The sequence below is a fragment of the Nonomuraea sp. NPDC050451 genome (assembly GCF_044458585.1).
The window spans coordinates 86,089-99,451 of record NZ_JBITHZ010000006.1; the positions used below are offsets into that span (position 1 = coordinate 86,089).

Here is a 13,363-nt window from a genome sequence, read left to right on the forward strand (position 1 = left end):
GACGCTCCGGGGCGCGGAACTCCGGGGATGGCGTTGATCGTTGTGGCCTGCGGCAGACAACCCAACCCGATCTTCGACAGGGAGAACAGAGCCGTGGTCTTCAAACGGATGCTGGGAGCGTTCGGCGTCGGCGCGCCCTCGGTGGACACCGTGCTGTCCACCCCGCGGACCCAGCCGGGCGGCACGCTGCGTGGGGAGGTACGGCTCAAGGGCGGCGACTTCGACGCCGAGATCGAGCACATCACCCTCGGCCTGGTCGCGAGGGTCGAGATCGAGCACGGCAACGGCGAGCACGGCGGGCTCGGCGAGTTCGCCAGTTTGCGGGTCTCCGGACCGTTCACGCTGCGCAAGGGGGAGGACCGGGTCGTCGGGTTCGAGCTGCCGGTGCCGTGGGAGGCGCCGATCAGCGAGATCGCCGGGCAGCCGCTGACCGGGATGGCGGTCGGCGTGCGTACGGAGCTGGCCATCGCCAAGGCCGTCGACAAGGGCGACCTCGACATGATCGCGATCGAGCCGCTGCCGTCGCAGCTGCGCATCCTGGAGGCGTTCCTGGGGCTCGGGTTCGCGTTCAGGTCGGCCGACCTGGAGGCGGGTCACCTGTACGGGGTGCACCAGCAGCTGCCGTTCTACCAGGAGATCGAGTTCTACCCGACCGGCCACTACGCCGGCCGGGTGGGCGAGGTCGAGGTGACGTTCGTGGCCGACCCGGCGGGGCTCGAGGTGGTGCTGGAGGCGGACAAGCGCATCGGGCGCTTCTCGTCGAGCGACGCCATCGGCCGCTTCCACGTCAGCCACGACGACGCCCTGCGTACCGACTGGGTGGGGGAGCTGGGCCGCTGGCTGGACGGCCTGTCCCAATATGGGCCGGTCCTCCACGGCGGACACTACGACCCGCACCACCACGGCGGGCACTACGACGAGCACCGCGGCGGTCCGGGCTGGGGCACGGTGGCCGCCGCCGGTGCCGCGGGCGTCGTGGGGGGCCTCGTGGCAGGGGAGATCGTCGAGGAGATCTTCGAGGAAGACGACGAGGGCGGCGACTGGTGACCCGCTAGCGCGGCTCCTGCGGCGACCGGTGCTCCGGTCGTCGCAGGCCGCGCCGGGTGTCCGAAGTGAAGCGCTCCGTGATCGTAATCGTGCAACCAGGCTGTAAGTGGGACGAAACCACCGGCAATAGGTTGGAGATCGTTACCCGATCGATTCCGATCTGAAGGAGCCGACGTAATCAGCACCACTATGTGGAGCGAACTGCGCATCACCTCCGCGCCGCAGCTGTCCATCTCGATCTCGCCTCACCTGACCGCCCTCGCCATGATCGCCGACGCTCTCGCGGGCCGCCGCCGCGGTCTGCCGGAGCTCTGGCGCAAGGCGATCAGCTCGCGGATCAGCCCCCAGGGGCACCAGGCGGTACGCCCACTCGCCGCCCCCGGCTACTCGGTGGTCCCCGACAGCATCGTGCCGCGCACCCCCACCGGTGGAGACATCTCCGTGCAGGCCCAGATCGGCGCCCTGCGCGACCTTCCGCCCGACAACCTGCTCAAGGATCTGGAGCAGGCGTTCGGCCAGGGACCGCTGCCCGCGCACTGGCGCTCGGCGGCCGAGCGGCCCGCCCGCTGGCTGCACGGCTACACCGACGCCCTCGCCGGGGTCTGGAACACCACCGAGCCCGTGTGGAGGCGGGCCCGCGCGCTGCTGGACAGAGAGGTCCGGCGGGTCGGCGTCGCCGCCGTCCGCGGCGGCCCCGAGCTGCTGCTCGGCGCCCTCAACAGCCGCATCATGTACGGCGAGCGCGGGCTGCTCATCGCCGACGTGGAGTCGAGCACGTTCGAGCTGGGGGATCGCAAGATCGTCCTGGTGCCGATGCTGGCGGGCAAGGACGCGGTCATCGTCAGCCTGGACCACGACGAGGCCGTCTGGATCGCGTACCCCATCCCCGGAGCGGAGACGCTGTGGCACCGGCCCGTCGCGCCGGCGTTCGACGACTTGTCGGCGCTGGTCGGGCCGGTGCGCGCGGATCTGCTCGTCGCGATCGGCCGGCCCATGACCATGAGCATGCTGGCGGCGGGCATGCAGGTCGCGCCCAGCAGCATCACGTACCACTGCGACCGGTTGAGCGCCGCGCAGCTGATCACCAGGGAGCGGCGCGGGCGCGAGGTGTGGATCACGCGCACGCAGCGCGCGGAGGAACTGCTGGAGGTCTTCCGCCGCTGAGCCGGGCGCGCCGGGGTTTCCCGCCCCGGCGCGCCCGGCGGGCAGGCGGTTGACACGGCCACACCTTCACCACGAAACTCTCCCGAAACACCGCAAGGTGCGTACTGTAAACGTTTACGGGAGCGGTTGATGCGCAAACCCCGCTGGCTCGCCGTGCTCGCCGTCCTGGCGTCACTGACCTTCCTGGCCGCTCCGGGCGAGACGGAGGTACGGGCGGGCGGCACGCTGACCACCGGCTCCGCCCCGTCGCAGGCGCTGGGCGAGAACATCGCCTTCAACGTCTACCTGCCCAGCGGCTACGACCGCGGCACCGACCGCCACCCCGTGCTCTACCTGCTCCACGGGCGGGGCGACACCATGCAGGCCTGGACCCGGGTCAGGACCCTGCTCGACGACATGATCCGTACCAAGCGCATCCCGCCCGTCATCGCCGTCATGCCGGACGCCCCCTGGAGCGAGCGCGGCGGCTGGTACGTGGACTCCCGCTACACCGGCGCCGACCTGCCAGGAGAGCCGGTGGAGACGGCCCTGACCAGGGACCTGGTGGCGTACGTGGACGCGACGTACCGTACGGCGCCCATCAGGGAGGCCCGCCTGGTCGGCGGGTACTCGATGGGCGGCGCGGGCGCGCTGCGGTTCGCACTCGCGCACCAGGACCTGTTCAGCGCCGCCGCCGTGCTCAGCCCGGCCGTCTACACGCCGCTGCCGCCGTCCGACTCCTCCACCCGCGACTACGGGGCGTTCGGCAAGGACGGCGAGAAGTTCTCCGACGAGGTCTACCGGGAGCTCAACTACCCGGCCCTGCTGCCGAAGCTGGACCCCGACCTGCCGGTGCGGCTGTTCGTGGCGGTCGGCGACGACGAGTACGCCAACCCGGACCCCGCCGACGCCCGCCACGACCTGGACTTCGAGTCAGCCGCCCTCTACAACGCGGCCCGGCGCTCGCCCGCGCTCTCCGCGCAGCTGCGCGTCATGGACGGCGGTCACGACTGGACGGTGTGGGAGCCCGCCTTCGAGCAGGCCATGGCCGAGCTGGGCCCGGGCCTCAGCGTCACGCCGCCGACCGGGCTGCCCGCCCCGCTGTACGGAACGGCCGGCCCCGACTGGGCCGGGGGAGTGGCGGCCCACGCGGACGGCTCCCTGACCATCGGGTACGCGGCCGGCGGGAACGCGGTCCTCACCCGCGTCGGCGGCTGGACCAAGCAGCTCGGCACCGCGGCCGACGAGCGGTTGTACGGTGTGGCGGCCCTGCCGGACGGCGGCGTGCTGGCGGCCGGATACACCAAGGGCGACCTGGACGGGCGGCACGCGGGCAACACCACGGACGACGCGTTCGTGGTCAGCCTCGACGCCGCCGGAGCCGTCCGCTGGACCACGCAGTTCGGCGTGCCGGGCGTGGCCGACCGCCTCTACGGCCTGGCCGCCTCGCCCGACGGCGGCGCGTACGTCGTGGGCTACACCAAGGGCGCGCTGGACGGGGCCAACGCCGGCGACAAGGACGCCATCCTCGCCCGCCTCACTCCGGCCGGCGAGGTGTCCTGGATCCGCCAGTACGGCGGCGCGGGCGAGGACAAGGCCTACGGCGTCGCCGCGGACGCCTCGAACGTCTACGTCACCGGCGGCGCCAGTGCCGTCCTGCCAGGCACGACCACGCCCGGCGGCTGGCTGGCCGCGTTCACGACGGACGGCACCAGGAAGTGGGCCGCCACGGCGGGCGGCACCGCGAGCGACCGGCTGAACGCGGTGGCCGTCACCACGATGGGCCTGGCCGTGGCCACGGGCGGCATCGGCGGGGACGCGTACACCGCCGCCTACACCAGCCAGGGCAAGCAGCGCTGGCAGCACACCCTCGCCACCACCGCCACGGATGCCGGCGCCGCCGTGGTCCCGCTCGCGGGCGGCGAGGTCGAGGTCGCCGGCTACACCCGGGGCCGGGTGAGCGTCCAGGCGGGCGGCGCCGACGTACTGACGCTGCGCCTGGACGGCAAGGGCAGGCAGCGCGCCGCTGCCCAGCTCGGCACCGCCAGGGACGACGGCGTGGACGCCTTCGCCGAGCCCAACCTGTACGCGACCGCCACCCCGTCGGGCGAGGTGGCGATCACGGGCCTGACCTACGGCGCCCCGAAGGGCGGCGACGCGCCGGGCAACGGCGACGTCTTCCTCGTCAGAACGTCACCAGCGGATCCCCGATGAAGTCGGCGATGAAGTTCACGAAGAAGAAGCCGAAGAACAGGAAGTTGAGCACGAGGATGACGTAGTGCCACGGGCGCGGGCGGGCCGGGCGCGGCAGCTTGCTGTTCAGATACATGAGCAGGAACGGATAGATCAGCGCGCCCAGGTTCGACATGTTGGCCGACCACTCCACCAGGCCGACCGGCAGCGACTGGAAGATGACGATCGAGATGAGGACCAGCAGCAGGATCATGAACGGGTAGTAGAACCGGCGCGGGTCCCCCGCGATCAGGGCGCGCAGGCGCGGGCTGGTGGCGTTCGCCGCGTCGGTCGTCACCCGGACCATCGCCTCGAAGATGCCGAGCTGGGTGGAGAAGAGGATCAGCACGCCGATCACGAGCGCGGCGTAGAAGCTCACCCGCCCGTACTGCTCGCCCAGCGCGCTGGCCACGAACGTCGGCACGTTGGCCCGGGTGGGCTTCTCCCCGGCCATCGTGACGGCCTGCGCCATGAGGATCGTGGGTAACAGCATGCCGAGGATCGCTCCGACGAAGAACACGCCCCACATGTCGGTCAGCAGCAGCCGGTACCACCTGCGCCACAGGCCCCGGTTGAGCTCGTCGTCGGGGAACGTGACGCCGCTGGCCAGGATCTCGCGCCGCTCGCCGCGCAGGCCGGAGATGTAGCCGACGCGGTGGCCCATGCCGTAGCCCTTGTCGCGGTAGTGGCCCATGACGTACCAGTTCAGGCCCGAGGCCAGCGCGGTGAACCCGGCCAGGGCGCCGAGCTGCGTCGCCGTGATCCCGGCGGGCGGAGCGGCCGGGGTGAGGAAGCCGCGGATGCCCTCCCACCACTGGCTGAACGGCACCACGAGCAGGTCGACGGCCACCAGGGCGAGGAGGATGGTGCCGACCATCACCCAGTTCGCCAGCTCGAGCGCGCGGCTGATGCGCTTGGCCCCGGCGGTGATCAGGAACACCAGCACCAGCAGGCCGACGGCCCACCAGCGCGGCTCGACGTCGTTGGCCGCCGGCGGGACGCCGTGGACCAGCGCGTACACGCCCTGACCCGCCGACGCGGCCCATCCGCCCGCGATGAACGCGAAGATCACGATGAGCACGGACAGCGGCACCCAGAGCGGCCACCCCGGCGGCACCCGTCCCCACCCCACCACCGGCGTCTCCCCGGTGGCGAGGACGTACCTCGAGCACTCGACGTTGTAGAACGTCTGCAGCAGCGCCGAGACCACGATGACCCAGCCGACGCCGACGAATCCGTACTGCCCCACGTTCAGGGGCCCGAGCAGCCACTCACCGCTGCCGATGGAGATGCCGAGCGCGATCAGGCTCGGCCCTACGGCGTACTTGAACAGTTCCTTGGTGCCGATCTTGGAGACCTTGAAGACCTCTTCCGGCGTGGGTAGGTCGGTGACTTCGAGATCCGGTCGGCTTACTCCGAGTGGGTGCGACATCTCACTGCCTCCTGCCGCCAGGGTGATCCTTAACTTGGTCGGCTACAAGACCCAAATGCCATACAGAATGCGGAATGCCGTGCCCCTCCGCCCCTTCCCCTCGTCATAGCGGTCGCCGTTGACGTCGCCGATCCGCCCGGCATCCAGCACTCGCCCGCACCGCCGCCCGGGCCCCGAAATCCGTGCGCCCGCCATCCGCCGGATCCCGCCGGAGCCCAGTGGACCAGGAGCTTCTGCCCGTTCGACTGCCGCTCTCGGCGATGGAGACCACCTCCAGGGTGCCGCCGATCACCTCGGCATGCGCCCACGCGCGGATGGCGCCGTACCCACGGACGGGACGGGTGACCTCGCCGTCCGGGGCAAAGGCGGCAACCAGGGCGTCCAGGTCGCGAGCATTCCGCCGAACCGGCTGTCAGCGTCGGCCCGCTACGGACGCTCCCGGTCCCGCAGCGCTGCCAAGGCCTTTTCGATCCGCCGTACGCGTGTCTCGGGCTTCTTCGCGCTTTCGATGGCGAGCACGTGCTCGCGCTTGTGGCTGTAGGCCAGGCGGTCGTAGGCGGCGCGGGCGACCGGATCGGCGTCCAGGGCGTGGGCGAAGTCGGCGGGCTCGACCACGACAGGAGGCTCGGCATCGAGTTCCACCTCGACCTCGTCGCCGGTCACGACACCAGCGGCCTGCCGGTTGGCGTTGCTCAGGCCGAGCAGGTAGCGGCCGCGGATGATGGCGACCCTGCTCTTCCATGAATGCCCGTTGATCGTGATGGTCACCCTCGGCCGCTTGCCTGCAGCGAGCGCCTCCACGACTCCTTCGGGAACTTCCAGCCCTCTCATGGGCTCTGCAGGCTCGACGTAGGCTCGAAATTTCATGATCTGCTCCCGCTGTCTTGCCGGCCCGCCCCGCCCCAGATACCGGTCCGCTTTCCTCGCCGAGGCTATCGCCGTGCCCGGGACGGCTGCGGCAACGATGATCAAGCACCGCGCCTGGTCATGGACGAGCGCGGCACGCGTCCAGCCGTCCTGGGCCCTCGCCCCGGTGAGGGTGGTGACGGCAGGCGGCCCGTTTCCGTGGCCGCGTTCAGGGTGCCGGTCGGCCCGTCGGCTGGGTGAATCGCAGCATGTTGCCGGAGGGATCGAGGAAGGCACAGTCGCGGACCCCGTCGGGCTGGCTGATCGGTTCTTGCATCACTTCGGTGCCCGCGGCCTCGATGTGCTCGAAGGTGGCATCGCAGCTGTCGGTCACGAAGACGAGACGGCCCAGCAGGCCCTTGGCCATCAGGTCTGCGAGCGCCTGCCGGTTGGCCGGCGAGACACCCGGGTCCGCGCCGGGGGAGTCGAGGACGATCCGCACGTCCGGCTGCGACGGCGGGCCGACGCTCACCCGTCGCATCCCCTCGGACCCGTCGTCGTCGCGTATCTCGAAGCCGAGCACGTCACCGTAGAAGCCGAGCGCCTCGTTGAGGTCGTGGACAGCGAGAGTGCAAGACGAGAGCTTGAGATCCGTGCGGGTCAAGGCCGCTCCTTGTCGCCGGCGGCAAGAATGACGATGTCGAGGTCGCGAAGCCGGTCGGGGTCGGTGCCGATATCGATGCGGGTGATCTTCCCGTCGTTGACGGTGAACGTGAAGACGGCCTTCGGCCGGCCGAGGTGCGACCAGACGGCCGCCGGTACGCCGTCGACCAGAGCGAGCCGGGCGGCCTGAGCTCGTCCGGCGAAGAAGGTCGCCGCCGCGTGGTATCCGCGGATCTCGCCGACCACGACGTCCGGATCGAGCAGCTCGAGCAGGGCCGCGAAGTCCCCGCTCCGGGAGGCGGCAAGGAATGCCTCGACGATGTCCCGCTTCGCCGACCGCGCAGCATCGGATGTGCTCGCAGCTCCCTGCACCCGGCGCCGGGCCCGGCTCGCCAGCTGCCGGGCCGCCGCCGGGGATCGGTCGATGATGGCGCCGATCTCGCCGAACGACACGGCGAAGACGTCGTGCAGGACGAACGCGAGCCGCTCGGCGGGAGTCAGCGTGTCCAGCACCACCATCAGCGCGACACCGACCGAATCGGCCAGCAGCGCCTCGTCCTCGGGGCCGGCCTGGCCAGGTGGATGGAGGCTCACGTGCGGCCCGGCCGGCTCGGGCGGCAGCGCCCCGGCCGACTCTTCACGCCGGGTCCGGCGTGCTTCGAGCATGTTCAGGCAGACCCGGGCGACGATCGTGGTCAACCACCCTCCCGGGTTCTCCACCTGCCCGGTGTCGGCGCGGCCGACCCGCAGCCACGCCTCCTGCACCGCGTCCTCGGCCTCGCCCGGTGAGCCGAGCATCCGGTAGGCCACCGCGCGCAGGCGGTCCTGGTGCTCGGCGAACCGCTCGCTCAGCCAGTCCTGCTCGGCCATCTGTCACATTCCTCCGTTTCGCCGGTCATATCAATTGACCGGCGGAACCAGGCCGATGTGACATCCGGCTCCGACCCGGATGTCCGGCCTGCGGGTTCAGGCGGCACATACACCTCAAGCACAAAGGAGACAAGGCGTGAAAGCGCACGTCAGCTCGATCCTCCTCGGCGTCCGAGACCTGGACCGGGCCAAGCAGTTCTACACGGAGGGGCTCGGCTGGAAGGTCGAACACGACTACGGCATCTCGGTGTTCTTCGAATCGGACGGAGCCTCACCTGTTGGCTTCTACGGCCGCGAAGGCCTGGCCGACCAGGTGGGCACGAGCCCGGAAGGCAGCGGCTTCAGCGGACTGGTCCTCACCTACGTCGTCCGTAGTGAGGCGCGAGTCGACGAGATCATCGCGGAGGCCGCGAAGGCCGGCGCCACGATCCTCAAGCCCGCCGGCGCCATGCCCTGGGGCGGGTACGGCGGCTCCTTCGCGGACCCGGACGGCTACATCTGGAGCCTCGGCTACAGCGCCCGGGGAGAGGACCAGCCCTACGCGGAGTAGCCGCCGAGAAAGGTCTCTGGCGAGTGGGTGACGCGGCCCTTGCCGGGCACGCCGGCCGGACTCCGCCGAACCGGTGATCCCTCGGCACGACCGACGTGACCGGCACCGACGAGGAGGTTCGGCGTCGCCGCGGGATCGTGTCGACGCCGAACCACCGCCCGTTGTCGGACGAGGCCTTCGCGCCGTCCGGCCAAGTTTCGCCGGGCCAGTTCGTAGGTGGTGGCGATGAGCCGCCCGGCACGCTGCCACCGGTCGCGGTGCTCGGAGCACAGACCCTGTCCGGCTGACCCGAAACGGCAGGTGGCGACCGTGCAGCTCAGAAGCTTGGTGCGGCCCTGCAGCGGCGACCCGGGGTCGGCGATGAAGGCGTCCTTGCCGGGGTAGCCGGTGACCGCCACCAGGTGCCACGGGAGCCTGGTCGAAGCCGAGCAGAAGGCCCTGGCCGAGGCCACGGCTCCGCGACGGGACGCCGCCGTCTCCTGACCCCGTTCACTACCCTGATGTGTACGTTTCCCAGACCATCTCGGGCGTGAAGCGGTTGTCGCTGCAGTCCTTGAGTCTGAGGAACTCCGGATTTCCCGTCGTGCTCTTGCTCAGACACATCGGGTGGGCCGGGGCGTTGGCCCGGGAGCGGAAGACGTACTTGTTGGGGCCCATCGGGATGGCCATCCAGACGGTGTTGCTGCTGCACGGTCCCAGACCCGCCGCGGTGCCCCCGCCGTCCTGCATGCGCCCGCCGCCGAAAAGGATGCATCGTCCCGTCAGTTTGTTCTCCAGTTTGACCTCGCCGATTTTTCCGGTGGTGGGAAATCGCACCTTCCACAGCTGCGAATCCTTGGCGAACGTGCTCGCGTTCAACCGGACCAATCCAGTGATCTTGCCGTCGGGGGCCCATTGCACGTCCATGGCGCGAAGGGCGAAGGGAGCGGTCTTGTCCTTCGTGGTGCCCCGGAGGTGGAACCATCCGGCGGGCATGGCGTTGGCGGGGGTCGCCGTGAGGGGAACGAGTCCTGCCGCCAGAATCGCGGCGCCGGTCAGAGCGGTGAATGTTGCGCGACGCACGGGAGTCTCCTCGCACCAGTGGTCCAGTGGGGCACGCCTTGTGTATGGCGGATCGCTTTCATGCGGACTGATGGCGGCTTGCGATCTGTCCTTGTGAGACCGATGCCGGACGTTCAGTAGACGGCGCAGCCGATACGGACCGCGACCTTGGGCGACCAGCGGCCCGAGGTGACGTCCTGGGCCCGGGCGTAGGCGTTGGCGGGCTTGCCCGGGGCCGAGCAGTCGAACTTGCCGGTCTGCATGCCCCAACTGCCACCGGGGTACGCGCCGTTCTTGGCGGCCCTGACCGTGCCGCTCCAGAAGAGCTTGCCGGTGTCGTAGTAGATGAACAGTCTCACCTGGCCGACGTTGTAGTGGCTGCCGTTCAGTTTCAGCCGCTCGATGTCGTCGGTCGAGGTGGTGGAGGCGGTGCCGTCGCCGTTGTCCTGCGGTCCGAGGCGGTATTTGGTGATCCACAGCTTGGCCGTGACCCTGCGATCGGCGGCTTCGGCGTTGTCCCGCAGCGCCTCGTCGCGGCTTTTCTGGTTGACACAGACGTCGTCACCCGCGAAGGCTTCCCGCCACACCATTCCCTTCACACAGGTGTGCGGGCCGTACGCGCCCGGTACCCAGTTCATGTATTTGAGCCGGTTCTCCAGCGCGGTCCTGTCGCGGACCTTCGGGGTCACGCAGACCCGGTCGGTGGGACGCGCCTCCCGCCACACGTAGCCGACCAGGCAGGTGTCCGGGCCCGGTGCGGTGGACGCGGCAGTGGCGGAGGCGGGCATCAAGGCGATGGTCAGACCGGCGGCCGCGCCGAAGGTGACGTACTTCATGATCTTCTCCTTGGGGTCAGCAGTGCTTGCTCAGCGACACGTACTCGACCAGGTCGAACAGGTCGGAGTCGAACCGGCCACTGGCGAGCCAGCGGTACCTGCGGAACTGGACGGGCAGGTTCTTGACGAACTTCGTGCTGCTGCTTCCGGCCACCCGGATCTCCCCGAGCACGGCACGGTCCGCATCCAGCAGTCGCGCCCACATCAGCCAGGCGTCATCGCCGTCCACGCTGAACACCGTGGCGTCCAGTCGCGCGGTGCCGTTCGCGTACAGCGTCCACGTCGCGCCGGAGGAGATTTCGCAGTCGCCCGCGTACATGGGGCGCTTCCAGGTGAACGTCTTCTCCTCGAGGGTGGCGGCGCTCGCCCTTTCGGCGGTCGGTACCGCGAGGGCGAGGGCGATGGCGGCTACGGCTGTGCTTATCGTTCTGCCTGCGCTTCTCATGAAATGTTCCCTTCCTGGCGTTTCTGTGGGGAGATCAGGTTGCGCTCGGGGAGGACTCCGGGCGTGAGTGGGCGCCGGTCCGGCTCTGAACGCCGGCGGTCCTGCGGAGTCAGCGGCTGTTGAGCGCGGTACGAAGCCCGTACCAGCCGATGGCGGCGATGCGCGCGACCTGCAGCGGGTATGCGATCGTGACGGCGACGCGGCCGAGCTTCTCGGCCGGCGCACGATGACGTACGCGATGCCCGCGATCTACAGCCGGCGTGGCATCGCCTTCGACAGCAGCGTCCCGATGAGCGCGACCAGCATGGCGGCCGAGATGGCGATCTGGGTGCCGGCGATCGCCGGGACGAGATGCGCGTTCAGGATGTCGAAAAGCTGGGGCTCCGGCAGTATCGCGGGGTCGGCCGCGTACGCGAACGGCAGGGTGTCCGCGGTGATCGTGAGCGCGAAGAGGATCATGCCGACGCCGGACAGCATGCACCCCCGGCTGCGGTCATGTAGCGGTTTCAGGTGAACGTCGCTTGGTCGAAGACAGAGGCACTCGCCGTCCCTGAGCAGTACGGCGCAGATGGTCATGGCGACACCTGTGGCCCGGCGGATTTCGTCATGGAGGGTTCTCTCCAATTGGTGATCGGCCTGGTCCGGCCCCCGCGGGCGGGCCGATGATCTGGTATCCGTGGCGGGCGGTCACCTCGGTGAGCCGCGCGGGGTCGGGTGGGCCGGCGCCGAGGGCGGCGATGTCGGCGGCGAAGCGCTCGAACCCGGTCGGCCAGGTCAGTTGGAGCAGTCGCAGGGGGTGGTCCTGGCGGTTGACGAAGGCGTGGGGCTGCCCGCGAGGCAGCAGGACGAAGGCACCAGGGCCCGCCGGCCACGTCCTGTCGCCGCAGGAGACCTGCATGGTTCCCGACAGCACGTAGAAGGCCTCATCGTCGTGTCGGTGAAGGTGCAGGGGAGCGGCGAAGCCGGGCGGGCACTCCTGCTCGATGAGAGTCAGAACCCCGCCGGTTTCCCGTTCGCCCGCCTTCACGGTCATGGTGGTGCCGAGGAACAGATGGACGGTGCCGGAGCCGGCGGGCAGGTGCAATGCGCTCATGGCCGCTCCTGGAACGTGTAGAGCCGGATCTCGATGCCGTCCGGGTCGGTGATGCCGCTGATCAGCCACCCCACGCTGCCTTCGGCGATCTCGGAGTGCCCCACGCCCAGCGCCTCAAGGCGGTCGGACCAGGCGTGTAACGCATGAAGGGTCGGCACGCCGAGCGCGACCGGGTCGAACCCGCTCAGGGCGGCGGCTCGCTCGGGCTCCTCGCGGAGCGCGAGCATGAGGCTCTGGCCGGCGTCGCGTAAGGCGGCGCCGCGCAGCGCGCCGTCCTCGACGAATTCGATCGCCACCTCAAGGCCGAGCACGCGTCTGTACCACTCCAAACTCTTGTGGATGTCGGAGACAGGGAGCTTGACGTGGTGGAACCCACCTAACGCGGTCATGAACCACTCCTGGCTTTTGTAGTGCGACTATAGAGTGACACTCTAAAGTGGTACTCTAAATCAATGCCTGACGTCAAGAACCCCAAAGGGCGCTCCGCGCAGACCAAGGGCCGCATCGTGCAGGCCGCGTACGAGCTGTTCGTGGTGCGGGGATATGCCGGGACGACCTTCCAGCAGGTCGCCGATACGGCCGAGGTGTCGGTGCAGACTGTGTACTTTCACTACGGGAGCAAGAGCCAGCTACTCAAACACGTGGTCGACGCCGCGTCCGCCGGAGACGACGAGCCCGTGCCGCTTTTGGGCCGGGCCTGGTTCGCGGCCCTGCAGGCGGAGCGGGACCCTGCGGCGGTCGTGCGAGGGTGGACCCACGCGAGCGGCGTCATACTCGATCGGGTCGCCCCCGTACTGGCGGTCGTCCGTGACGCGGCAGCCGTCGACGCCGACATGGCCGACCAATGGGCGGCCAACAGCGAGCAGCGTCAGACCGCGCATGGGGCGTTCGTCGCCATCCTGTCCGGGCTGCGCGCCTTGCGGCCCGGCCTGACCGAACGGCGAGCCACCGACATCACCGTCGGGCTGCTGTCGCCGGACCTGTTTCTCGTGATGATCCGCGAATGCGGATGGACGACGGGGCAGTGGGAAAGCTGGGCCGCGGACCAACTGTCGCACGCCCTGCTGCCGCACTGACGATCAGGAAATTCAGTCTTCGGGCTGCTGAAGCTGCCGGCCATCTCCAACCGGCCCACACTGGCCGGCCTGCGGGGCTACGCTGGCCG

General features: G+C 69.8%; 16 protein-coding genes. 5 read left to right on the plus strand and 11 right to left on the minus strand.

What is annotated here, in order from left to right:
- The first annotated feature begins 27 nt into the window (after positions 1–27).
- The 3 genes from ACIBI9_RS21235 (at position 28) to ACIBI9_RS21245 (ending at position 4,404) form a co-directional block, all read left to right on the plus strand.
- Entirely contained in the window at positions 28–1,047 is a 1,020-nt protein-coding gene (locus ACIBI9_RS21235; protein WP_397223872.1) for a sporulation protein, read from the plus strand.
- A 189-nt stretch (positions 1,048–1,236) separates the two neighbouring features.
- On the plus strand, positions 1,237–2,211 hold the full coding sequence (locus ACIBI9_RS21240) for an ArsR/SmtB family transcription factor (protein ID WP_397223873.1): 975 nt from the start codon (positions 1,237–1,239) through the stop codon (positions 2,209–2,211).
- 129 nt (positions 2,212–2,340) lie between these two features.
- Positions 2,341–4,404, plus strand: a complete 2,064-nt coding sequence (locus tag ACIBI9_RS21245; RefSeq protein WP_397223874.1) for an alpha/beta hydrolase-fold protein — start codon at positions 2,341–2,343, stop codon at positions 4,402–4,404.
- Here ACIBI9_RS21245 and ACIBI9_RS21250 read toward each other — a convergent pair.
- The 4 genes from ACIBI9_RS21250 to ACIBI9_RS21265 form a co-directional block, all read right to left on the minus strand.
- Positions 4,376–5,854: an Nramp family divalent metal transporter gene (locus tag ACIBI9_RS21250; protein ID WP_397223875.1), complete on the minus strand. Its 1,479-nt coding sequence runs from the start codon at positions 5,852–5,854 to the stop codon at positions 4,376–4,378. The two genes, ACIBI9_RS21245 and ACIBI9_RS21250, sit on opposite strands and share 29 nt — an antisense overlap.
- A gap of 426 nt (positions 5,855–6,280) precedes the next feature.
- The gene (locus tag ACIBI9_RS21255) at positions 6,281–6,721 is read right to left on the minus strand and encodes a YdeI/OmpD-associated family protein (protein WP_397223876.1); all 441 of its coding nucleotides are present in this window, start codon (positions 6,719–6,721) and stop codon (positions 6,281–6,283) included.
- Between the two features lie 208 nt (positions 6,722–6,929).
- Complete coding sequence (locus ACIBI9_RS21260) at positions 6,930–7,364, minus strand: VOC family protein (RefSeq protein WP_397223877.1); 435 nt, start codon at positions 7,362–7,364, stop codon at positions 6,930–6,932.
- Positions 7,361–8,233, minus strand: coding sequence for a sigma-70 family RNA polymerase sigma factor (locus ACIBI9_RS21265; protein ID WP_397223878.1), 873 nt, complete (start codon positions 8,231–8,233; stop codon positions 7,361–7,363). The genes ACIBI9_RS21260 and ACIBI9_RS21265 overlap by 4 nt, the downstream gene beginning before the upstream one ends.
- Before the next feature lie 136 nt (positions 8,234–8,369).
- On the opposite strand from ACIBI9_RS21265, the gene ACIBI9_RS21270 reads away from it, so the two are divergent.
- Positions 8,370–8,783, plus strand: a complete 414-nt coding sequence (locus ACIBI9_RS21270) for a VOC family protein (protein ID WP_397223879.1) — start codon at positions 8,370–8,372, stop codon at positions 8,781–8,783.
- Here ACIBI9_RS21270 and ACIBI9_RS21275 read toward each other — a convergent pair.
- The 7 genes from ACIBI9_RS21275 to ACIBI9_RS21305 form a co-directional block, all read right to left on the minus strand.
- On the minus strand, positions 8,771–9,181 hold the full coding sequence (locus ACIBI9_RS21275) for a hypothetical protein (protein ID WP_397223880.1): 411 nt from the start codon (positions 9,179–9,181) through the stop codon (positions 8,771–8,773). The genes ACIBI9_RS21270 and ACIBI9_RS21275 overlap by 13 nt on opposite strands.
- 94 nt (positions 9,182–9,275) lie before the next feature.
- Positions 9,276–9,845, minus strand: coding sequence for a hypothetical protein (locus ACIBI9_RS21280; protein WP_397223881.1), 570 nt, complete (start codon positions 9,843–9,845; stop codon positions 9,276–9,278).
- 113 nt (positions 9,846–9,958) lie between these two features.
- Positions 9,959–10,660: a hypothetical protein gene (locus tag ACIBI9_RS21285; RefSeq protein WP_397223882.1), complete on the minus strand. Its 702-nt coding sequence runs from the start codon at positions 10,658–10,660 to the stop codon at positions 9,959–9,961.
- A gap of 16 nt (positions 10,661–10,676) precedes the next feature.
- Positions 10,677–11,105 (minus strand): DUF6294 family protein, encoded by a 429-nt coding sequence (locus ACIBI9_RS21290; RefSeq protein ID WP_397223883.1) that lies wholly within the window; start codon positions 11,103–11,105, stop codon positions 10,677–10,679.
- A gap of 249 nt (positions 11,106–11,354) precedes the next feature.
- On the minus strand, positions 11,355–11,582 hold the full coding sequence (locus tag ACIBI9_RS21295) for a hypothetical protein (RefSeq protein WP_397223884.1): 228 nt from the start codon (positions 11,580–11,582) through the stop codon (positions 11,355–11,357).
- A 127-nt stretch (positions 11,583–11,709) separates the two neighbouring features.
- Positions 11,710–12,198, minus strand: a complete 489-nt coding sequence (locus tag ACIBI9_RS21300) for a cupin domain-containing protein (protein WP_397223885.1) — start codon at positions 12,196–12,198, stop codon at positions 11,710–11,712.
- Complete coding sequence (locus ACIBI9_RS21305) at positions 12,195–12,587, minus strand: VOC family protein (protein ID WP_397223886.1); 393 nt, start codon at positions 12,585–12,587, stop codon at positions 12,195–12,197. Before ACIBI9_RS21305 ends, ACIBI9_RS21300 begins: the two co-directional genes overlap by 4 nt.
- A gap of 63 nt (positions 12,588–12,650) precedes the next feature.
- On the opposite strand from ACIBI9_RS21305, the gene ACIBI9_RS21310 reads away from it, so the two are divergent.
- Complete coding sequence (locus ACIBI9_RS21310) at positions 12,651–13,274, plus strand: TetR/AcrR family transcriptional regulator (protein ID WP_397223887.1); 624 nt, start codon at positions 12,651–12,653, stop codon at positions 13,272–13,274.
- Positions 13,275–13,363: the final 89 nt, after the last annotated feature.